Annotated in this window: 17 protein-coding genes; 11 read left to right on the top strand and 6 right to left on the bottom strand. The window is 62.2% G+C overall.

What is annotated here, in order from left to right; all coding sequences use genetic code 11:
* The first annotated feature begins 200 nt into the window (after window positions 1-200).
* On the top strand, window positions 201-323 hold the full coding sequence (locus OC445_RS24245) for a hypothetical protein (protein ID WP_254914268.1): 123 nt from the start codon (window positions 201-203) through the stop codon (window positions 321-323).
* Between the two features lie 365 nt (window positions 324-688).
* Here the strand turns inward: OC445_RS24245 and OC445_RS24240 are convergent, their stop codons facing one another.
* From OC445_RS24240 to OC445_RS24230, 3 genes are all read right to left on the bottom strand, one after another.
* The gene (locus OC445_RS24240) at window positions 689-2,206 is read right to left on the bottom strand and encodes an ArnT family glycosyltransferase (RefSeq protein WP_262020392.1); all 1,518 of its coding nucleotides are present in this window, start codon (window positions 2,204-2,206) and stop codon (window positions 689-691) included.
* A gap of 28 nt (window positions 2,207-2,234) precedes the next feature.
* Complete coding sequence (gene arnT, locus OC445_RS24235) at window positions 2,235-3,890, bottom strand: lipid IV(A) 4-amino-4-deoxy-L-arabinosyltransferase (protein WP_198790582.1); 1,656 nt, start codon at window positions 3,888-3,890, stop codon at window positions 2,235-2,237.
* Window positions 3,891-4,071: 181 nt separating this feature from the next.
* Window positions 4,072-4,752, bottom strand: coding sequence for a histidine phosphatase family protein (locus OC445_RS24230; protein WP_034128177.1), 681 nt, complete (start codon window positions 4,750-4,752; stop codon window positions 4,072-4,074).
* Window positions 4,753-5,026: 274 nt separating this feature from the next.
* Between OC445_RS24230 and OC445_RS24225 the strand changes: the two genes are divergently transcribed.
* The 4 genes from OC445_RS24225 (at window position 5,027) to OC445_RS24210 (ending at window position 10,816) form a co-directional block, all read left to right on the top strand.
* Window positions 5,027-5,695 (top strand): ABC transporter ATP-binding protein, encoded by a 669-nt coding sequence (locus OC445_RS24225; protein ID WP_020301318.1) that lies wholly within the window; start codon window positions 5,027-5,029, stop codon window positions 5,693-5,695.
* 1 nt (window position 5,696) lies between these two features.
* On the top strand, window positions 5,697-8,159 hold the full coding sequence (locus OC445_RS24220) for an ABC transporter permease (protein WP_054897423.1): 2,463 nt from the start codon (window positions 5,697-5,699) through the stop codon (window positions 8,157-8,159).
* Complete coding sequence (locus OC445_RS24215) at window positions 8,149-9,213, top strand: lipocalin-like domain-containing protein (protein WP_198790581.1); 1,065 nt, start codon at window positions 8,149-8,151, stop codon at window positions 9,211-9,213. Before OC445_RS24220 ends, OC445_RS24215 begins: the two co-directional genes overlap by 11 nt.
* Before the next feature lie 166 nt (window positions 9,214-9,379).
* The gene (locus OC445_RS24210; RefSeq protein ID WP_054897425.1) at window positions 9,380-10,816 is read left to right on the top strand and encodes a hypothetical protein; all 1,437 of its coding nucleotides are present in this window, start codon (window positions 9,380-9,382) and stop codon (window positions 10,814-10,816) included.
* Between the two features lie 65 nt (window positions 10,817-10,881).
* Here OC445_RS24210 and OC445_RS24205 read toward each other — a convergent pair whose 3' ends face one another.
* Window positions 10,882-11,553 (bottom strand): sterol desaturase family protein, encoded by a 672-nt coding sequence (locus OC445_RS24205; RefSeq protein ID WP_054897426.1) that lies wholly within the window; start codon window positions 11,551-11,553, stop codon window positions 10,882-10,884.
* Between the two features lie 330 nt (window positions 11,554-11,883).
* On the opposite strand from OC445_RS24205, the gene OC445_RS24200 reads away from it, so the two are divergent.
* The 6 genes from OC445_RS24200 (at window position 11,884) to OC445_RS24175 (ending at window position 18,841) form a co-directional block, all read left to right on the top strand.
* On the top strand, window positions 11,884-12,807 hold the full coding sequence (locus OC445_RS24200; RefSeq protein ID WP_014719049.1) for a substrate-binding domain-containing protein: 924 nt from the start codon (window positions 11,884-11,886) through the stop codon (window positions 12,805-12,807).
* A 63-nt stretch (window positions 12,808-12,870) separates the two neighbouring features.
* Window positions 12,871-14,379, top strand: coding sequence for a sugar ABC transporter ATP-binding protein (locus OC445_RS24195; RefSeq protein WP_197883080.1), 1,509 nt, complete (start codon window positions 12,871-12,873; stop codon window positions 14,377-14,379).
* Entirely contained in the window at window positions 14,345-15,337 is a 993-nt protein-coding gene (locus OC445_RS24190; RefSeq protein ID WP_072446176.1) for an ABC transporter permease, read from the top strand. Before OC445_RS24195 ends, OC445_RS24190 begins: the two co-directional genes overlap by 35 nt.
* 25 nt (window positions 15,338-15,362) lie before the next feature.
* On the top strand, window positions 15,363-16,442 hold the full coding sequence (locus tag OC445_RS24185) for an alcohol dehydrogenase catalytic domain-containing protein (RefSeq protein ID WP_198790580.1): 1,080 nt from the start codon (window positions 15,363-15,365) through the stop codon (window positions 16,440-16,442).
* Between the two features lies 1 nt (window position 16,443).
* Window positions 16,444-17,976: an FGGY-family carbohydrate kinase gene (locus OC445_RS24180; protein ID WP_262020391.1), complete on the top strand. Its 1,533-nt coding sequence runs from the start codon at window positions 16,444-16,446 to the stop codon at window positions 17,974-17,976.
* Between the two features lie 139 nt (window positions 17,977-18,115).
* Window positions 18,116-18,841 (top strand): SDR family oxidoreductase, encoded by a 726-nt coding sequence (locus OC445_RS24175; RefSeq protein WP_198790579.1) that lies wholly within the window; start codon window positions 18,116-18,118, stop codon window positions 18,839-18,841.
* On the opposite strand, the gene OC445_RS24170 is transcribed toward OC445_RS24175, so the two are convergent.
* Window positions 18,838-19,842 (bottom strand): LacI family DNA-binding transcriptional regulator, encoded by a 1,005-nt coding sequence (locus OC445_RS24170; protein WP_054897430.1) that lies wholly within the window; start codon window positions 19,840-19,842, stop codon window positions 18,838-18,840. The two genes, OC445_RS24175 and OC445_RS24170, sit on opposite strands and share 4 nt — an antisense overlap.
* Before the next feature lie 58 nt (window positions 19,843-19,900).
* A complete protein-coding gene (locus tag OC445_RS24165) occupies window positions 19,901-20,764 on the bottom strand; it encodes a LysR family transcriptional regulator (protein WP_198790578.1) in 864 nt (287 codons plus the stop codon).
* Window positions 20,765-20,865: the final 101 nt, after the last annotated feature.

Genomic DNA, 20,865 nt, shown 5'->3' with positions numbered 1-20,865 from the left:
AACCCATGTGGGAGCTGGCTTGCCTGCGATGGCATCGACCCGGTGCGCCTGAACTACCAAGGTATTTGCATCAATACCACTGTAGGCGCGAGCTTGCTCGCGAAACACCTCAACGATAACGCGGGCTTTCTGAATAAACGCGGCGCCTGTGAGTTTTTCGCGAGCACGCTCGCTCCTACAGAGAGCGATCCACCGTAGTCTTGGCAATCGCCTACAAATGCCACACGGCCAGCATCTTCGCCCGCCCTGGGCTATCCAACAACTCGCCACAATCGAGCGCCGTGGCCGAAGCGCTGTCGAGCAAGCTGGCGGTGCAAGCCTGACGCTTGTCAGTTGAGACTGACCCGGTCACTGTGGCGAGGGAGCTTGCTCCCGTGACGGCCTGACAGCCGACATTGAATCAACTGATGCCCTGCCAACCCATGTGAGAGCTGGCTTGCCTGCGATGGCATCGACTCGGTGCGCCTGAACTACCAAGGTATTTGCATCAAAACCACTGTAGGAGCGAGCTTGCTCGCGAAACACCTCAACGATAACGCGGGCTTTCTGAATAAACGCGGCGCCTGTGAGTTTTTCGCGAGCAAGCTCGCTCCTACAGAGAGCGATCTACCGTAGTCTTGGCTATCTCCAACAAGTGCCACACGGCCAGGTTCTTCGCCATGAAAAAAGGCCAGCAAGCAACAGTACCTCAGCGTATCCCCGGAACAAACGCCACACTCCCTCCCTCACGCGCCTTGAACAACCGCTCCCCATTATCCGGTTGCGTCGTCACCACTTGACGATCCACCCCCAGGAACGCCAACGGCGCGGGCTCGTCCTTGGAATACTGCGCGACGATTATCGTGCGTTGCGGATCAAACCCCTGGCCGTTGGTTTTCTCCAGCCAGGCCATGAATGCGGCGCTGTCGCCCTGGCGCGGGAAGTCCTGGCTTTCGCTGACGTAGTAGAAAGGTTTGCCGTGGTTTTGCAGGTACATGGGCAGTTTGTTGTCGACCTCCACCAGCACCAGTTGCCATTGGTTCCAGGGTGCGCTTTTTTCTGCCTGGGCTTGCAGGTCGGCGGCGAAGCGGGTGACGCCGCCGTTGCCGTTGGTCCAGGGGTAGATCACGCCCAGCACCAGCAAGAGCAGGCCTGCGCTGAGGCCAATGCCTGTTTGCCAGCGCGGCCAGCTCGAAGGTTTTTTGTGCAGGCGTTCACTCAGCCACCAGGCGGCGAGCAGTTGGGCGAAGGGCACCAGCGGCAACACGTAGTAGCTGCGGCGGCTGCCGCTGGCGGTGAAGAATACAAACAACAGGCCCAGGCCCCACACCAGCCAGCGTACGTTGGGCGGCGCCTTGCGCCAGTTGCGCACGGCCAGCCACAGGCCAAGTAACCAGCAGGGTGCCCAGGGCAGGGTGTAGACCGGCAAGTAGATCAGGTAGGTGTAGATCGGCCCCATATGGTCGAAGGGGTCGAAGAAGCGCACCACGTTTTCGCGGAACACCAGCTCCAGGCCGCTCTCGCCGTAAGTGGGGGCGCCGTAGCGGTGGGACAGTACAAAGGGAATCGCGTACACGATGCCTGCGATGAGCAGGGCCAGCACCAAGCGCAGGTTGAGGTGGCGTTTGTAGCGGTGTTCGCTCAGCAAGTGTGGCAACAGCACCAGGCCCGGCAGCACCACACCGATCAAGCCCTTGAACAGTGAGGTGGCGGCCAGCAACAGGAAAAACACCGTGTAGCGCCCCAGCCGCGTGTCATCCGGCCCACGCCAATACCACCACACCGCTGCCAGCACGCCGCACACGGTGAGGACATCGGCGGTGGCCACGCGGGCCCAGAACAGGAAGTAGAAGGTGGTGGCGAGCATCCACCCGGCAATCAGCCCGGTGCCTTTGCGAAACAGGCGTTCACCGATCAGGTACACCAGCCAGATGCTCAACCACGCGGCAATCACCGATGACAGGCGCAGCGACCACGGGCCGAGGCCGCCCAGCAGGTGGGCAAACCCGGTGATCAGCCAGTAGGAGGGCAGGGGTTTGTCGTAATACGGCGTGCCTTTGAGGTATGGGTCGAAATAGTCACCGCTTTGCAGCATCTGCAAGGCGATATTCGCCCAGCGCGTTTCCGGCCCCCACAGGTCGCGGCTGCCCAGGCCCAGCAAGAGCAGCAAGGCCGAGGTACCCAGCAGTAACACCAGAGCGCCGCGTTCGGTTTTCCAGAAACTCATGGGATGTTCCCCGTGGCAGGCGCTGCATTCAAGGTTGTTGGGAGTAAATCGTCAGTACCAGGTTGCCCTTGCGATAGCGTTTGCCGCCGGGCGGCAACTGCCCTTCTTCACGGTGTTCGCTGGTGCTCTTGACCTGCATCAGCACGCCGACCGACCCGTGTTGGCGGGCCTCGGCCAACCAGGCCTGGACACTGTCCGGCGTGACCTTGCGCTGTGCCGCGTCTTGGTAGTTCAAGCCATAGCGCAGCTCGCCCTGGGTGTTATAAAACGCCACATCGGGCCGGCGCAGGCGCCAGGTCAAGGCCGATGCCAGGCCCAGGTCATTGCTCAGCAAAGCACGGGTAGGTTGCAGTTCGTCCAGATGTTCCAGCACGAACTGGTCGGGCATTTCGTTATCTTCGATCAGGGCCGGCATGCCCGCCGGTAGCAATGCCACCAGCAAACCAATGCCCAGGGCAGGCATCGCCCACAACGTCAGCGGGCGCACCGCTTGCAACAGGTTGGCGAGGATCCAGCCCAGCAGCACGATAAACGTCAGGGACAGGTTGAACATCTCCGCATGGCTATTGCTGTACAGCGGGCGGGTGATTTGCAGGTAGATCAGCACCACCATGGCCGTCATGCCAAGCACGAAATTGAGCGCGCCGTTGATGACTAGCGTGCGCGCCTTGCCTTGCTTGATCAGGTCGATCAGACCGTGGCCCATTAACAAGGCCAGGGGCAACAGGCACGGCATGATGTAGGTCGGCAATTTGCCTTTGCTCAGGCTGAAAAAGCCCAGGGGCAGCAGCAGCCACAGGGCGAGAAAGGCAATCGCCGGCTGGCGCTTTTCCTGCCAGGTTTTTAGCAGGGTGCCGGGTAGCAAGGCAGCCCACGGCAGGCATGCCACCACCATGATTGGCAGGAAGAACCACAGCGGCCGAGCATGCTGTGCGTTGTCGGCGGCAAAGCGGCGGATATGCTCATGCCAGAAAAAGAAATGCCAGTAATCCGGTTCGCGCAGGTGGATCGCCAGGGCCCATGGCAGGCACACCAGCACGGCAACCAGCACCGCCAGCGGCCCGTAGCGCATCAACTCACCGACGCGCCGCTGCCAGACCAGATAGGGCACGGCGATCAACACCGGCAACAGCCAGGCCAGGAACCCTTTGGTCATGAACCCCATGGCGCAGGCCACGCCCAACACCGCCCAGGCACCCAGGCGTTCCCATGGCGAGCGGCAGTCCAGGGCAAACCACAACGCCACTAGGCTCAGGTTCACCCACAGGGTGAATTGCGGGTCGAGGTTGGCATACCCGGCTTGCCCGGCCACCAGGCCAAAACTCAGGTAGAGCAGGGCGCAGGCAAAGCTCTTGCGCGGCTCGTTCCACACGCGACGGGCGAGCAGGTAGGCCAGCACCACACTCAAGCCCGTGCTCAGCACTGAGGCGATACGCACGCCGAACAGGTTTTCACCGAACACCGCCTGGCCAAGGGCGATCAGCCAATAGCCGGCGGCGGGCTTCTCGAAATAACGCACGCCCATGAAGTGCGGCGCCACCCAGTTACCGCTCATCAGCATTTCCTGGCTGACCTGGGCGTAGCGGGTTTCGTCCGGCGTCCATAAACCGTGAAAGCCCAGGGGCAACAGGAAGAACACGGCAACGCCCAGCAATAGCCAGGACACAGGGTTTATGCGGGGCATGCGCACATCGCTCCATAACGTTCAAGTACGGGCAATGGCGGTATTAACTTAATAGGGCGAAGCATCGTAAGGGTCACTAAGTTGTTGTTGGAGAGCATAACTAACAGGCGCGGCTAAACATGCCAGAGTGGGGCTGTCGTTTTGCTGAACGTCTCAAGGCTTAATATGTAAACAAGTGTAATTAAAGTTGTTTAAGTGCGGCGGTCCACTCTTCGCTGTTCATGGTGCCCATGGCCTTGAAGGTGCCGTTGGGCAGCACCTTGACGAACAGTGCGCTGCCGTACTCTGCAGCGGCTGCGTGAGGGAAGCCGAGGCTGGTCTGGAAGTCGCTCATGCAGGCGCTGTGGGTGATCAGCATCAGGTTGCGTCCCGGCTGTTTGTGGCCGAGGATTTCACCGCCCATGGCGTCGCCGCAGATGGCCAGCGGGCCGGGGGACAGCTCGGTCTTGCCGAACATGAACAGTGACGTCTGGGCGGTTCGCGTGGTGGGGCTGCTGAGCACGTCGGTCAGAGCCATGCCCAATGAATCAAAGGCTTTGCCCAGTTCAACGGCGCGTTCAGTGCCGTTGATGGTCAGGCCATCGGCAGGGCCGAAGCAGGGGTTGGCCGAGCGGTCGCAGCGCTCCTCATGGCGCACCAGCACCACCAGCTCACCCTCACGCCAACTGGCGAGCACCCCGGAGGTCACCAGGCGATTGCCCACGCCCAGGTCCAGGGGCGAGCTGGGCCAGAATAAAAAGCCCGTCAACAACAAGGCGGTAACGCTGATGCCAAGCAGGTGCAGGCGGTATTTTCTCAGGCGTTTTAACCTTGACCTTTTGGGTTGGGGATTGGCCAGGATCATGTCTGCCACGCGGTTCATCCTCGGCACTGTTTGTTGTGTTTATAAAAAGGCTGCACGATTGGGCAGTTGCCCTTGGTGAGGCAGGAGACTGTCACAGCACCGCTGTCTTTTTGCTGAACACTTGCATGTTAAGAGTGTCACTTGGATTAACTAATAAGTTGTGAGTCACCACGAGTTGGCGGGCACTTTAAAGTTCGGTGGATGGGCAGACGGTGAAATCCATGTGAAAAATTTGCGTGGGCACGAGCGTCAGCCGTTATTCTCATTGCTGGTCCTTCAGATGAGCGTTCTTATGTTGCAGGTGCAAGGTGTTGTTAAAAACTACGCGACCCCGCAAGGCCCGCTGACCGTTCTGGCTGGCGTCGACCTGCACCTGGGTGAACGCAGCAGCCTGGCGCTGATGGGCGAATCGGGCAGTGGCAAAAGCACCTTGCTGCACCTGGTGGCTGGGTTGGACCGAGTGGACGCTGGCAGCATCCGCATCGGCGAGCAACGCCTTGACCAACTCAACGAAGGGCAACTGGCCCATTGGCGCCGCACGCAAATCGGCCTGGTCTTCCAGCAGTTCAACCTGATCGGCAGCTTGCGCGTGGAAGACAACCTGGCGTTCCAGGCGCGGCTGGCGGGGCGTTTCGACCCGCACTGGCAAGCGCAATTGGTGGAGCGTCTGGGGCTGGGCGACTTGCTCCGGCGTTACCCCGAGCAACTCTCCGGTGGCCAGCAGCAACGGGTTGCCGTCGGGCGGGCGCTGGCCTCGCGGCCGGGTTTGTTGCTGGCTGACGAACCCACCGGCAACCTCGACGAAGCCACCAGCGATGAAGTGCTGCAACTGCTGTTGGACCTGCTGCGGGACAGCCCCACCAGCCTGCTGATGGTCACCCACAGCCCGCGCCTGGCCGCACGGCTTGACCGGCAAGTGGTGCTGCACCGTGGGCGTGTCGTGCCGATGGACGCTCGCTGAGATGGCGCTGTTTTACTGGACGCTGCGCGCGTTGCTGAGCCACTGGCGGCGTCATCCGGTGCAATTTTTCAGCGTGCTCACCGGCCTGTGGCTGGCCACCGCGCTACTGACCGGCGTGCAGGCCCTCAACAGCCAGGCGCGGGACAGCTACGCACGTGCCAGCCAATTGATCGGTGGCGAACCCCAAGCCAGCCTGGTTGCGCCGGACGCCGCCAGTTTCCCCCAGGCACTGTTTGCCGAGCTGCGCCGCGCCGGCTGGCCGGTATCCCCGGTGGTGCAGGGGCGGGTGGTGCTCCAGGGGCGTGAGCAGCAGCGTCTGCAACTGATGGGCATCGACCCGGTGTCGTTACCCGGCAGCGGCAGCGTGGCGGGGCAACGCTTGAGCCAGGCGCAGATGCTGGCGTTTTTCGAGCCGCCGGGGCGTACCTGGGTCGCTGCGCAAACGTTAGAGGCGCTGGGGTTGCAGGCGGGCGAGCAGCCGCTGACGTCCACCGGGCAACGCCTGCCACCGTTGCAGGTACAGGCCGATATGGCGCCCGGCCTGCTGCTGACCGATATCGGCTTTGCCCAACCCCTGCTTAACATGCCTGGGCGCCTGTCGCGCCTACTGTTGGACAACACCTTCGCCGCCCACCACCCCACGCCACCCGCCGCGTTGCAACTCAAGCAGGGCGAGGACAGCAACCTGTCACGCCTCACCGAAAGCTTTCACCTGAACCTGGATGCGGTGGGTTTTTTATCCTTTGTGGTGGGGCTGTTTATCGTGCATGCGGCCATCGGCCTGGCCCTGGAACAGCGCCGTGGCCTGCTGCGAACCTTGCGCGCTTGTGGAGTCAGCGCACGCATGCTGATCCTGAGCCTGGGCGTCGAATTGGGCGCTTTGGCGGTGTTGAGCGGTGTGCTCGGTATCGCCAGCGGCTACCTGCTGGCCAGCCTGTTGCTGCCGGATGTCGCCGCCAGTTTGCGCGGCCTGTACGGCGCCGAAGTCGCCGGCCAATTGAACTTGAGCCCCTGGTGGTGGCTGGCCGGCCTGGGCGTGAGCCTGCTCGGCGCGTTGCTCGCCGGAGCCAGCAGCCTGTGGCGCGCAGCGCGTTTGCCGTTACTGGCGCTGGCCAACGCCCAAGCCTGGCATCAAGCCCATGGGCGCTGGCTGCGGCGCCAGGGGTGGGTGGCGTCCGCGGCCCTGGCGATCGCGTTATTGGCGCTGTGGCTGGGCGATAGCCTGGCCGCCGGGTTTGTGCTGATGGCGGCCTTGCTGTTGGGCGCGGCGTTGGCATTACCGGTGCTGCTCAACGGGTTATTGAAAGCCGTGCTGGGGCGTAGTCGCTCGGTACTGGGCCAGTGGTTCCTGGCCGATTGCCGCCAGCAACTGCCGGCCTTGAGCCTGGCGCTGATGGCGTTGCTGTTGGCCCTGGCGGCGAATATCGGCGCCGGCTCCATGACCTCGGGCTTTCGCCAGACCTTCACCCATTGGCTGGAGCAACGCCTCACCGCCGAGCTGTACCTCAACCCGCAAAATCCGCAGCAGGCCGAGCAACTGAAGACGTGGTTGACCCGTCAGCCCCTGGTGCAGGCCGTATTGCCCGCCTGGCAGGTGGCGGTGCAACTGCAAGGCTGGCCCGCCGAGGTGTTCGGCGTGGTCGACAACCCCACTTATCGTCAACACTGGCCGTTGCTGGAGGCAGTGGACGCGCCCTGGGACCGCTTGCTGCAAGACGACAGCCTGATGCTCAGCGAACAACTGGCGCGACGCCTGAAGGTGCAACTGGGCGACACGGTTTCCATCCCCACCCCGCAGGGCACCTGGGCGCCGAAGATCGTCGGCATCTACGCCGACTACGGCAACCCCAAGGGCCATCTGCTGGTCAATGCCCGGCACCTGTTGGCGCATTGGCCGACGCTCTCACCGGCACGCTTCAACCTGCGGGTAGCGCCTGCCGACGTGCCGTCGCTGATCCGTGAAGTGCAGCGTGAGTTCGCCCTGGAAGACAGCCGCATCGTCGACCAACAGCAACTCAAGGGGTGGTCCAGCCAGGTCTTCGAACGCACCTTCGCTGCCACTGCCGCGTTGAACAGCCTGACCCTTGGCGTCGCCGGCGTGGCGTTGTTCATCAGCCTGCTGACCCAGAGCCAAAGCCGACTCGGCCAACTCGCGCCGTTGTGGGCGCTGGGCGTGACTCGCCGACAATTGATGCTGCTCAACCTCGGCCAGACCTGGCTGCTGGCGGTACTCACGTTGATCCTGGCGTTGCCGCTGGGGCTGTTGCTGGCGTGGTGCCTGGATGCGGTGATCAACGTGCAGGCCTTCGGCTGGCGCCTGCCGCTGCAGGTATTCCCCGGGCAGCTTGCGCAATTGCTGGGGCTGGCGATGCTTGCCACCTTGCTCGCGTCGGCCTGGCCCTTATGGCAGTTGTACCGCAGCCGTCCGGCGGATTTGTTGAGGACGTTCGCCCATGAAGATTAAGGCATTGGCGTGCATCGCCTGGTTACTGCTGAGCGGCTGCGACCAGGCGCCCGCACCCGAGGACAGTTTCGCCGGGCTGGGCAGCGATGCGGCGGACTTTGCCCAAGTGGTGCCCGGCAAAGTCTTCAGTTTTCCCGAGGACCACGGGCCCCACGACGGCTTTCGTATCGAATGGTGGTACGTCACGGCCAACCTCAAGGATGCCCAGGGCAATGTCTTCGGCGTGCAATGGACGCTGTTTCGCAACGCATTGAAGGCCGGCCCCGTCCAACCGGGCTGGCGCGATTCAACCGTGTGGCTCGGCCACGCCGCCGTCACCTCCGCCACCCGCCACTACGCCGCCGAACGCCTGGCCCGGGGTGGCGTCGGCCAGGCGGGGGCTCAGGCAGAGCCGTTCAACGCCTGGATCGACGACTGGAACTTCGCCACCCGCCCCGGCGCCGCCAGCCCCCTGGCTGACATGCAACTCAAGGCCAGTGGCGCGCAATTTGCGTACGACCTGCACCTGACTTCCAGCCGCCCGCTGGTGCTGCAAGGCGACCATGGCTACAGCCGCAAATCCGACCAGGGCCAGGCGTCGTACTACTACAGCCAGCCGTTTTTCACCGCCAGCGGCAGCGTCAGCCTCGATGGCCACACCTACCAGGTCAGCGGCCCAGCCTGGCTCGACCGCGAATGGAGCAGCCAACCCCTTGCCGCCAGCCAGACCGGCTGGGACTGGTTCTCCCTGCATCTGGACCGCGGCGCGCAGCTGATGCTGTTTCGCGTGCGGCAGAAAGACAGCGACGGTTACCTCACCGGCACCTGGATCGACGCCCAGGGCCACACCGAGACCTTGCACAACAGCGATATCCAACTCACACCGCTGACCACCACGGCCATCGACGGGCGCAACATTCCCACACGCTGGTCGCTGAAAATTCCCGGCAAACAGCTGGACATCACCACCGAGGCCGTCAACCCGAAGGCGTGGATGGACTTGGGTATTCCGTACTGGGAAGGGCCGGTGCGGTTTGAGGGTGGGGTGGGGTATTTGGAGATGACGGGGTATTAGGGGGTATAGCAGGGTAGTTTTGCCCTACGGTCCGACGGGTAATACTCGTACAGGCTTTTCAAAAAAATACTGTACATGCATACAGTCTTATCCTACAGTCCATCCCAGGTGACCGGATGTCACCGGTTACCTGAGCTTCAATTTTTTAACTATGGATGGATAAAAAATGAAATCGAAAAAAGCCTTTATGCTAGGCGCGGCCATGATGGCCTCCTGCTTCGTTTCGGCCTTTGCCCTGGCTGATCAAGCGCCTGCGAAACTCAGTGCCGAAGCGGTCAAGCAGGCCGTGAACAAAGCGCTCAAGTCCGGCGGCAAGCTGGACGCCTCGAAGGTTTCGACCGAACTCAAGAAAAAACTGCTGGTGGCCAAGTCTGGTCAGTCCAAGGCCGTGACCCGATCCCTCAAGTCCGAGCCGTTCGACAGCGTGGTGAGTGAGTTGAAAAAGCCGGCGCAAGGCGCGTTGAAAGGTGCGGCTATCGCGGCGTTTGAACCGCTGTTTCCAACCCTGGATATCAACACGCTTTACACCGTCGATGCGGTGCAAGCCGGTAACGAGTTTGCCTACCACTTCAACCTGCCGCAGAACGCGCGGGTGCAGGTGCAACTGGTCAACCAGAGCGCAGGCGCGGATATGTCGCTGACCCTGTTTCAGGATGACGGCCAGGGCAACCTGAGTGTGGTCGGTTCGTCGGATGCTGCAGGCAATGCCGATGAATACCTCAACGGCGTGCTGCCGGCCGGCGACTACTACTGGTACATGGTGGCCAAGGTCGCCGATAACGCGCAGTTCAGTTTCGGCGTGGCGGTGGACAGCAACATCGACGCGTTCGAGCCCAACGACAGCGCGCAAACCGCGTTCGTATTGCCCGATTCGATGAACAAGGTCAGCGGCAATCTCGACAGCGCCAACGATGTCGATTACTTCGACTTCACGGCGGTACGTGGCCAAAGCGTGAGCATGTACCTGGCGGGCGACGAGAACGGCAGCCGAAACCAGTGGATCTTCGACCGCTTTGATGGCGCCAACTGGGTCACCGTGCCGGCCGGTTCTACCTCGACCTACCCGAGCGTCGCGCCGGGCACCACGGTGAAGGTGCGTGTACGGGCCAACCCGGCTGTGGCGCAGGACCCGAGCAAGTATTACCAACTGAGCCTGGGTTCCACACCGCGCTTGAACACCAGCAGTGTCAAAGGTGACAACATCGTGCGGGTGACGGAAGTGTGGCTGGCCACGCAAACCGCTCGGCTGTTGAACTGGTCGACCCAATGGTCGGACTCCACCGGTGCGCCGTTGCTGGGGGTCACGCCGGTATTGCGCGTCGATAACCACTTCGTCGACTTGAACTACCGTTGGGTTGACTACAAAGCGACTACCAACAGCGCGGGTGTATCAGAGGCCACGGCTAATATCGGTACGTGCTTCGGTGACTACACAACGGTGATCAACGACAGCAGCACTGGTGTGCCTTACAAGTGGCGTACCACCTACAACGAGGGTGGCTGGCGTATTGAGCTGGCTGAGTTCCCTGGTGTGGGCGTTGGCGGTGAGAACGTGCAATACGTCAGCCTGGGGCATATCTGCACTCAGGACATCATCCACTGACAGCGTGATGTGAAGCAGAAGGGGCGGCCTCTAGAGGCTGCCCCTTTTTTGTGGCTTTTTCCTGATCATTTCTGGCTATCGTGAGAACGCGGCTCCCAATACAAAGTGCCAAACAAATAGTCCATCAACGGCAGCACGATATTGAAGTTACGCCCCTGCATCAGCTCACGACGGTGATGCAGGGCATGCAGGCGGTGCATCTGGCGAATCCATGGCAGGCGTGCCACCGGGTGTTCGGCAGGCAGGTGTTCGCAGGCATGGAACACTTCGTAGAGCAGGTAGCCAAGGATCATGCAGCCTGCAAACAACCCGGCAACGTTGGGGCTCAGTTGGCTGAGCAGCCACCAGGCGGGAAGGGTGATGGCCAGGCTGTGCAGCATGATCAGCCAGGCTGGAAACAGGATGACGCGCCAGTCCCGAGGGCTGTCGTAGGTCATGTGGCCGGGGGTGAAGAAGCTGTGATGATCGCCGGTGTGGCGTGCGTAGAACAGCCGGGCGAATGCATGTTTGTGATGGCCCAGGTGGCGGTGCACGAGGTAGATGCACAGGTTGAAGAACAGCAGGGTCAGGGGCACGGTCAGCCACTGCAGGGCGGTGATATCGGCGGTGGAGGACCAGGCCAGCGTGATGCAGGCGATGCCGTAGCCAAGCACGAATGCGGCGTGCAGCCAGGGGTTGTAACGCGGGTTGACGCTTGCGCGGTAACGGTCGCGGAAAGTCTCGGTCGGGTGGGGCATGGCCGGCTGCTCGCTGTGTTTTTATTTGAGGCTGAGCTTAGTTGGCGTAAGCGGATGTGCGAGTTTTTACTGACCACCTCATCCCTCCTGTAGGAGCGAGCTTGCTCGCGAAAAATGTCAACGATAACGCGGGCTTCTGAATAAACGCGGCGCCTGTGAGTTTTTCGCGAGCAAGCTCGCTCCTACAACCGGAGAGCAAGCCAGCTCCCACGTTTTTGCCCGAGACCGACCAGTGGAGGCTTGCACAGGTCTGAATTACTTGTTAGTTTCTGGCAAAATGTTAACGATAACATTTGCTCTAAAAATAAAAACAAAACAGAGACCCACGCCATGAAAATGCTCCCGAAAACCCTGTGTTTACTGGCTGCCAGCATCACCCTGGGCAGCGCGACCCCCGCGTTTGCCGACGCTGCCAAGCCCATCCGCATCGGCGCCTCGTTCCAGGAAATCAACAACCCCTATTTCGTCACCATGAAAAACGCCCTGGAAGAAGCCGGCGCGACCATCGGTGCCAAGTTGATCATCACCGACGCCCGCCACGACGTGTCCAAGCAGGTCAGTGATGTCGAAGACATGCTGCAAAAGGGCATCGACATCCTGCTGATCAACCCCACTGATTCCGTCGGTGTGCAATCGGCTGTCAAGTCGGCCCATGCTGCCGGTGTCGTAGTGGTGGCGGTGGATGCCCAGGCAGATGGCCCGTTGGATTCATTCGTGGGCTCGAAGAACTTCGACGCCGGTTTCCAGGCCTGTGAGTACCTGGCTAAAACCATCGGTGACAAAGGCAATATCGCTATCCTTGACGGCATCGCCGTGGTGCCGATCCTCGAACGTGTGCGCGGCTGCAAAGAGGCGGTGGCCAAGCACCCGGACATCAAGATCGTCAGCATCCAGAACGGCAAACAGGAACGCGATCAGGCCCTCACCGTCACCGAAAACATGTTGCAGGCCCAGCCTACCCTCAAGGGCATTTTCAGCGTGAATGACAATGGCTCTCTCGGCGCGCTGTCGGCCATCGAAGCCAGCGGTATGGACGTGAAGCTGGTCAGCGTCGACGGTGCGCCGGAAGCGATCAAGGCGATCCAGAAACCCGGCAGCCATTTCATCGCCACCTCGGCCCAATACCCCCGCGACCAGATCCGCCTAGCACTGGGCATCGCCCTGGCCAAGAAGTGGGGCGCCCAAGTACCGGCCAGCGTGCCGGTGGACATCACCCTGATCGACCAGGCCAAGGCCAAGGACTTCAGCTGGTAAACCCCCCAGGCCCCGCGTAGTTCGTGGGGCCCAGGTCTTCCTTCTGAGTGCGAGGTCGGCGGTATGAGCAGTCTTCTGAAGCTGGAAAACATCTGTAAGCGTTACCCTGGGGTGCAGGCCCTCAAGGCCATCAACCTGCAAGTGGAGCGCGGCGAAATCCACGCCTTGCTCGGGGAAAATGGCGCGGGCAAATCCACCCTGATGAAGATTCTGGGCGGGGTCGAGCACCAGGACGAAGGGCAGATCCTTATCGACGGGCAGGCCCGACAATTTGCGACCTATCGGGATGCGATTGCCGCCGGGATTGGCATTGTGTTCCAGGAGTTCAGCCTGATTCCCTACCTCACGGCGGTAGAAAATATCTTCCTCGGCCATGAGCTGAGCAACCGCTTCGGCCTGTTGCGCAAACGCGAAATGGCCGAGGCTGCGCAGGCGTTGTTCCAGCGCCTCGGGGTCAGCATCGATCTGCACTGCGCCGTCAAGCACCTGAGCGTGGCCGAGCAGCAGTTTGTCGAAATCGCCAAGGCCCTGGCCCTGGATGCGCGCCTGCTGGTGCTCGATGAGCCGACCGCGACGCTGACCCCCAGTGAAGCCGAGTTGCTGTTCGAGATCATGCGCGAACTCAAGCGCCAGGGCGTGGCGGTGATTTTTATCTCGCACCACCTGGAAGAGATTTTCCAGGTCTGCGACCGCATCAGCGTCCTGCGCGACGGCAGCAATGCAGGCGTTACCGAAGTGGCCGACAGCGATATCGATCACTTGGTCGAGATGATGGTCGGCCGCCGACTGGAATGCAGTTTCCCGCCCAAACCCAGCAGCGAACGCGGCCCCTTGCTGCTGGAGGTCAAGGATATCCAACTGGTGCGCAACGGTCCCCACAACCGTTTCAATTTGCATAAAGGCGAGATCCTGGGCTTCGCCGGCCTGGTGGGCTCGGGCCGCACCGAACTGGCCCTGGGCATGATGGGCGCGCTGCCCACGGTGAGCAAAGACGTGTGGCTGCGCGGAGAAAAAGTCAGCCTCGATGACCCGGCCCAAGCCCTGGCCTGCGGCATCGGCCTGCTCCCCGAAAGCCGCAAGAGCGAAGGGCTGATCACCGCCTTCAGCATTCGCGAAAATATCTCGCTGAACAATTTGCCCAAGTATCAGCACGCCTCGGGCCTGATCGACAAGGCCCGCGAGTGCGCCAGCGTCGAAGCGCTGATGCGCCAGCTGTCGATCAAGGCACCCAGTGGCGAAAGCCTTGTGGTGAACCTCAGCGGCGGCAACCAGCAAAAAGTCGTGATCGCCCGCTGGATCAACCACCACTGCGACGTGCTGGTGTTCGACGAACCCACACGCGGCATCGACGTGGGTGCCAAGGCGCAGATCTACGCGTTGATGCGCAGCCTCACCGAACAGGGCTACGCGATCATCATGATTTCTTCCGAGCTGCCCGAAGTCATCGGCATGTGCGACCGCGTCGCCGTGTTCCACAAGGGCGCCATCGTCAAGGTACTGGAAGCGTCCGCCGTCAATCCTCAAGAGGTCATGCGCCATGCAACAGGGGGCTCAAGTGAATACGTCCATTAACACCGCCGGCACCGGCCGCTTGCGCCTGAACCTGGCGCGGCTGCTGCGTTCGCCGGCGTTTTATCCCTTTGTCGGGCTGGTGGTGGTGACCCTGGTGATGATCCTCGCCAGTGACACCTTCCTCACCGCCAGCAACCTCTCCAACATCGCCCGCCAGGTGTCGATCAACGCGATCATCGCAGTGGGCATGACCTGCGTGATTCTCACCGGTGGCATCGACTTGTCGGTGGGGCCGGTGATGGCGTTGTCCGGCACCTTGACCGCCGGGCTGATGGTCGCCGGGTTGCCGCCGGGCCTGGCGATTGGCGCCGGGCTGCTGGTGGGCGTGACCTTCGGCATCGGCAACGGGCTGTTCGTGGCGTACCTGCATATGCCGCCGATCATCGTCACCCTGGCGACCATGGGCATCGCCCGCGGGTTCGGGCTGATGTACACCGACGGCTACCCGATTTCCGGCTTGCCAGAGTGGTTCGCGTTCTTCGGTCGCGCCAGTGTGTTTGGCCTGCAGGTGCCGATCCTGATCATGCTGATCACCTACCTGGCGGCCTATGTGCTGCTGCAACACACCCGCATCGGCCGCTACATCTACGCCATCGGCGGCAATGAAGAAGCGGTGCGCTTGTCAGGGGTGCGAGCGGCGCGTTTCAAGCTGCTGGTGTACGGCATCAGCGGCTTCACCGCCGCGATTGCCGGGCTGGTGCTCACCTCGCGCTTGATGAGCGGCCAGCCGAATGCCGGCGTGTCGTTCGAGCTGGATGCGATTGCCGCCGTGGTACTGGGTGGTGCGTCGATTGCCGGCGGCCGCGGAGTGATCATCGGCACCTTGCTCGGCGCCATGCTGCTGGGCGTGTTGAACAACGGTTTGAACATGCTTGGCGTGTCGCCCTACGTCCAGAGCGTGATCAAGGGCGGGATCATCTTGCTGGCGATTTTCATCAGCCGTCAGCGCCATCGTTAATACCTCACTACACAGGACCGAACACATGGACAAGCACACTCACATGCAAGCCGTCGTCTGCCACGGCCCGAAAGACTACCGCCTGGAGCGCATCGGCAAACCCCAGGCGCGTGCCAATGAGCTGGTGATCCGTATCGCCGCCTGCGGCATCTGTGCCAGTGACTGCAAGTGCCACTCGGGCGCGGCGATGTTCTGGGGCGGCGACAACCCCTGGGTCAAGGCGCCAGTAGTACCGGGCCACGAATTTTTCGGCTACGTGGTCGAAGCCGGCGAGGGCGCTGAGGAGCACTTTGAGGTCAAGGTCGGTGACAAGGTCATCGCCGAACAGATCGTGCCGTGTGGCAAGTGCCGCTTCTGCAAATCAGGCAAATACTGGATGTGCGAAGTGCACAACATCTTCGGCTTCCAGCGCGAAGTGGCCGAAGGCGGCATGGCCCAATACATGCGCATTCCCAAGACCGCCATCGTGCACAAGATCCCTGAGTCGGTGTCCCTGGAAGACTCGGCGCTGGTGGAGCCGATGGCCTGCTCGATCCATACCGTCAACCGTGGCGATATCCAGCTCGACGACGTGGTGGTGATTGCCGGCGCGGGCACCCTGGGCCTGTGCATGGTCCAGGTCGCCGCGCTGAAGACCCCGAAGAAGCTGGTGGTGATCGACATGGTCGATGAACGCCTGGAGCTGGCGAAAAAATTCGGCGCCGATGTGGTGATCAACCCCGCCCGTGACAACGCTCGCGAGATCATCAACGGGCTGACGGACAACTACGGCTGCGACGTCTATATCGAAACCACCGGCGTACCGGCCGGCGTCACCCAGGGCCTGGACCTGATCCGCAAGCTCGGGCGCTTTGTCGAGTTCAGCGTGTTTGGCGCCGAGACCAGCGTGGACTGGTCGATCATCGGCGACCGCAAGGAGCTCGACGTGCGCGGCGCGCACCTGGGCCCGTATTGCTACCCGATCGCCATCGACCTGTTCGAGCGTGGCCTGGTCACCTCCCAAGGCATTGTCACCCATGATTTCCCGCTGGACGACTGGGCCGAGGCGTTTGAACTGGCCAATTCGACCAAGTCGATCAAGGTGCTGTTGACGCCGGTGCTCTGAGATGGACTACGTCATCGGTGTAGACATTGGCACCCAGAGCACCAAGGCGCTGCTGGTGGATGCCCAAGGCACGATCATCGCCCAGCATAGCCAAGGCTATCGGGTGGACACCCCGAAAGTGCGCTGGGCCGAGCAGTGGCCGCAGGTGTGGCTGGATGCTGTCGAAACGTGCGTGGCCCAGTGCATGGCCAAGGCCGGGGTACCGGCGCCGCAGGTCAAGGCGCTGTGCATCAGCAGTTTGTACGGTGGTTCGGGCATTGCCGTGGATGCGCAGATGACGCCGCTGCACCCGTGCCTGATCTGGATGGACCGCCGCGCCGGCGAGCAGGTGGCCTGGGTGCGTGAGCATGTGGACCTGGAGCGCTTGTTCGCCATCACCGGCAATTCGGTGGACAGCTACTACGGCTTCACCAAGATGCTCTGGCTCAAGCAGCACCAGCCTCAGGTGTGGGCGAATACCCGTTACCTGTTGCCGCCCAACAGCTACATCAATTGGTGCCTGACCGGCGAGTTGGCGGTGGACCACAGCAGCGCCGGGAATATCGGCGGTGTCTACGACGTGGCGGCGCGCAACTGGTCAGGCGAGATGCTGGAGGCGTTGGGTATCGCGCAGTCGATGATGCCCGAGCGGTTGCTGTATTCCGGCGAGGTGGTGGGTGGTTTGCTTGCAGACTGGGCCGCACGCCTGGGCTTGCAGGCGGGCACGCCGACCCTCGCTGGGGGCGTGGACGCGGCCATGGCGACCCTGGCGGCGGGTGTCACTCAGCCAGGCAATCATGTGGCGATGATCGGCACCAGCATGTGCTGGGGCTACCTGAACCAGCAGGTGGATGCGCGCCACGGTTTGGTGAGCATGCCCCATGTCTACAACGGCCACCGCGACCTGTACATCTTCGGCGGTGCGATCACCGCCGGGGCCTCGGTCAGCTGGTTTCGCGAGCAGTTCTGCCAGGCCGAAGAACAGCAGGCCCAGGCCACGGGGCAAGACAGCCTGGCGCTGCTGGAGCAGAGCGCGATGAAGATTCCGGCAGGCAGCGAAGGCGTGGTGTTTTTGCCTTACTTGATGGGCGAGCGCAGCCCGGTGTGGGATGACCGCGCCAGCGGCAGTTTTGTCGGGCTCAACCTCTACCACAGCCGCTTTCACCTGTACCGCGCGGTGCTGGAGGGCGTGAGTTTTGCCCTGCGCCACAATATCGAAGCGGGCAGCCAGGGCGCGCATTCCCTGGACCCGCGCTTGATTGTGGTGGGCGGGGCGAGCCATTCGGACCTGTGGATGCAGATCATCGCCGACGTCACACGCTACCCGGTGTACACGATCGTGCAGGAGGTAGAAGCAGCCCTGGGCGCGGCGTTGTTGGCGGCGCATACGATGGGGTTGGTGAGTGATGGGCAGATGGACACGGGTTGGGTGCAGTTGCAATTGCGGGCGCAGCCCAAGCGGGAGAATGTCATGACCTATGACCGGGCGTTTGCCGAGTACCTGAAGTTGTACCCAGCCCTGAAACCGGTCATGCACAACCTGCAAGCCACCTGATTCAACACTGTCCAAAACTGTGGGAGCTGGCTTGCCTGCGATAGCGGTGTATCAGCACCCGATAAGGAGACTGACACTCCGCTATCGCAGGCAAGCCAGCTCCCACAGTGGGTCTTCATTGGTTTTGAGATCTTTATTTATGTCTACCACCTTCGACTTTTCGTACCAGCGCATCCTCGTCACCGGTGCCAGCAGCGGCATCGGTCGCGAAATTGCCCAGCAACTGATCGCCAGCGGCGCCGAAGTCTTCGCTCTCGGTCGCGATGCCCAGGCGTTGGCGGCATTGGGGTGCCGCACCTTGTGCGTGGATATCGCTGACAGCATCGCCCTCGACAAAACCCTGCAAGATTTGCCGCCTCTGCACGGCCTGGTCAACTGCGCCGGTATCTCACGCCTGGAGCCTGCCGCGGCCATCAGCGCCGGCGCCTTCGACCAGGTGATGAGCGTCAACGCCCGCGCCGCTGCGCAAGTGGCCAGCCGGGTCGCGGCAAAGATGATCGAGGCGAACATGGCCGGCAGCATCGTCAACGTCTCCAGCCAGGCGTCGTTGGTGGCGCTGGATGATCACCTGAGCTACTGCGCCTCCAAGGCTGCACTGGATGCGATCACCCGCGTGCAATGCGCCGAGTGGGGCCGTTTTGGCATACGCGTCAACAGCGTCAACCCCACCGTGACCTTGACGCCGATGGCGGCCATGGCCTGGTCCGACCCGGCCAAGCGCGACCCGGCGCTGGCAGCGATTCCTTTGGGGCGTTTTGCGCAACCGGCGGAAGTGGCGCTGCCGGTGCTGTTTTTGCTTAGCGACGCAGCGAGCATGATCAGTGGCGTGAGCCTGCCGGTGGACGGCGGCTATACCAGCCGCTAGCCGTTTTCCAACTGCCCGGCGATGACCACTTTGTCCCGTGGCTTGTGCGGGTCTTGCAGGCGATCAAGCAGCAGGCGCACCGCACTGCTGCCGGCCAGGGACGCGTCGTGGGCCACGCAGGCAATCGGCACGCCAAAGATATCGGCGAAGGGCAGGCGGTCGATTCCGCAGATGGTCAGGCTGTCATGGGCGATGTTATGCATGCGCAACGCGCGCAGGGCGCCCAGGGTGATCAACTGGTTGAAACCCATGATCGCGTCCGGTGCCGAGTGCGCGGCCAGGTAATCGAGGGTATGCAGGTAAGCCGGCATCAGCGTGTAGTCGCCCGCCTGCACCTCGACCTGGATGTCGGGATGTTCGGCCAGCACTTCCCGCAGGCCTTTGAGGCGCTCCACGCTGATACGCGAGTGCTCGGGGCCGGTCAGCACCAGCAGGCGCTTGAGGTTTGGGGTTTGGCGTAACAGGTAGTGCGCGGCTTGCAGGCCGCTGTGGTAGTTGTCGAGCACCACGCGGCTGAACGGGCTGTCGTGGATCGTGCGATCGAGCAGCACCACCGGAGTCTTGCCGTTGCCCAGGCGTTCGAGGTAGTCGGGCTGGTAGCTTGGCTCGTCGGAGACCGGCGACAGGATGATCCCCGCCACGCGATAGCCCAGCAGGGTATCGACTGCCTTGCTTTCGAGTTCTTCCAGCTCATCGGTGTCCACCAGCATGATGGTGTAGCCGTGCTTTTTCGCCTCGCGGGAAATCGCCTTGATCATCTCGCTGTAGAACGGGTTGTCTACCGATGCGGTGATGACCCCGATGATCAGGCTTTCACTGCGCTTGAGCCCACGGGCGAAGGCGTTGGGCACGTAGTCGAGCTCGCGTGCCACTTCAAGAATGCGCGCCAGGGTGGCGGGTTTGACCAGGTCGGGTTTGCTCAAGGCCCGGGATACCGTAATGGTGGTCATGCCGACCCGTTTGGCAATGTCGCTGATGGTGACGGACTTTTTCTTGTTCATCGGTAAGGCTGCGAGAGGAAACACCAGCAGGCTAGCATGTGCGCAGATGTAGAGTGATTCAAATCAGCGGGTCCCAGCGTTGCGACCAGTCGCCTTCGGCCTTCACCACCGCGCGTAGCAGTTCCAGGGCTTGCTGCAACACCGCCGAATCCCGCGCCCGCGAATACACAAGGTAGGTCGGAAAGCTGAATTCCGGCGCCTTGGCCACGCGCTGCATGACGCCGCTGTCCAGGTAGCTCTGCACCACCCGCGTGCGGAAGTAACCAGCACCGCCATTCTCCAGGATGTACTGCAACGCCAGCGGCCCCAGGTTGAAACTCAGCGCGGCACGCGCACGGTCGGGCAGGGCGGCGTCGTGTTGCTGGCGAAAACCCTGGCCCCAGTCGATATACACGTAAGGCGAGGGTTTGCTCGCCAATTGCACCAGGATCAGTTTTTCTTCCAGCACCTGCTCCACCTGCAAGCCCGGCCAGTATTGCGGCTGGAACACCAAGGCGGCGTCGAGCACACCCAACTCCAGTTGGCGCAGCAGGTACTCGCCTTCACGCACTTCGGTGCGCAGCGCGTGCCCCGGTATCTGCTCGCGCAGCGCCTTGGCCCAGCCGAGCATCAACGGGTTGCACAGGCTGACCTCCCCGCCGATATGCAGCACATTGCGATAGCCGTCCGGCAATGGCAGGTCACGGCGGGCGGCTTCCCAGGTTTGCAGCAACTGGTTGGCGTACACCACGAACGCCTCGCCGTCGGCGGTCAGCCGCGCACCGGCACGATTGCGCACGAACAGCGTGCAGCCGAGCTGGTTCTCGAGGTTTTTGACACGAGCGGTGATGGCGGTCTGGGTGACGTGCAGTTTCTCGGCCGCCGCGGCCAGGCTGCCGCAGCGGGTGATTTCGAGGAAGGTGCGTGCCAGTTCGATGTCCATGAAGCCCCCGGGGATGAATGGGGGACAGTGTAAAGGAATGCGGTCAAACCTGTGGGAGCGGGCTTGCTCGCGAAGGCGGCCTGGCAGTCAACACAGTTGGA

Source organism: Pseudomonas sp. Pse35 (assembly GCF_024519715.1).
GTDB lineage: Bacteria > Pseudomonadota > Gammaproteobacteria > Pseudomonadales > Pseudomonadaceae > Aquipseudomonas > Aquipseudomonas paracarnis.
Note: the sequence above shows the minus strand (reverse complement) of the source record. Positions and strands in the feature narration are given on the sequence as shown.

Excerpts from the sequence above, each read along its gene's own strand:
- OC445_RS24240 (WP_262020392.1), bottom strand. The coding sequence starts at position 2,206 with ATGAGTTTCTGGAAAACCGAACGCGGCGCTCTGGTGTTACTGCTGGGT.
- arnT (WP_198790582.1), bottom strand. The coding sequence starts at position 3,890 with ATGCCCCGCATAAACCCTGTGTCCTGGCTATTGCTGGGCGTTGCCGTG.
- OC445_RS24230 (WP_034128177.1), bottom strand. The coding sequence starts at position 4,752 with ATGAACCGCGTGGCAGACATGATCCTGGCCAATCCCCAACCCAAAAGG.
- OC445_RS24225 (WP_020301318.1), top strand. The coding sequence starts at position 5,027 with ATGTTGCAGGTGCAAGGTGTTGTTAAAAACTACGCGACCCCGCAAGGC.
- OC445_RS24220 (WP_054897423.1), top strand. The coding sequence starts at position 5,697 with ATGGCGCTGTTTTACTGGACGCTGCGCGCGTTGCTGAGCCACTGGCGG.
- OC445_RS24215 (WP_198790581.1), top strand. The coding sequence starts at position 8,149 with ATGAAGATTAAGGCATTGGCGTGCATCGCCTGGTTACTGCTGAGCGGC.
- OC445_RS24210 (WP_054897425.1), top strand. The coding sequence starts at position 9,380 with ATGAAATCGAAAAAAGCCTTTATGCTAGGCGCGGCCATGATGGCCTCC.
- OC445_RS24205 (WP_054897426.1), bottom strand. The coding sequence starts at position 11,553 with ATGCCCCACCCGACCGAGACTTTCCGCGACCGTTACCGCGCAAGCGTC.
- OC445_RS24200 (WP_014719049.1), top strand. The coding sequence starts at position 11,884 with ATGAAAATGCTCCCGAAAACCCTGTGTTTACTGGCTGCCAGCATCACC.
- OC445_RS24195 (WP_197883080.1), top strand. The coding sequence starts at position 12,871 with ATGAGCAGTCTTCTGAAGCTGGAAAACATCTGTAAGCGTTACCCTGGG.
- OC445_RS24190 (WP_072446176.1), top strand. The coding sequence starts at position 14,345 with ATGCAACAGGGGGCTCAAGTGAATACGTCCATTAACACCGCCGGCACC.
- OC445_RS24185 (WP_198790580.1), top strand. The coding sequence starts at position 15,363 with ATGGACAAGCACACTCACATGCAAGCCGTCGTCTGCCACGGCCCGAAA.
- OC445_RS24180 (WP_262020391.1), top strand. The coding sequence starts at position 16,444 with ATGGACTACGTCATCGGTGTAGACATTGGCACCCAGAGCACCAAGGCG.
- OC445_RS24175 (WP_198790579.1), top strand. The coding sequence starts at position 18,116 with ATGTCTACCACCTTCGACTTTTCGTACCAGCGCATCCTCGTCACCGGT.
- OC445_RS24170 (WP_054897430.1), bottom strand. The coding sequence starts at position 19,842 with ATGAACAAGAAAAAGTCCGTCACCATCAGCGACATTGCCAAACGGGTC.
- OC445_RS24165 (WP_198790578.1), bottom strand. The coding sequence starts at position 20,764 with ATGGACATCGAACTGGCACGCACCTTCCTCGAAATCACCCGCTGCGGC.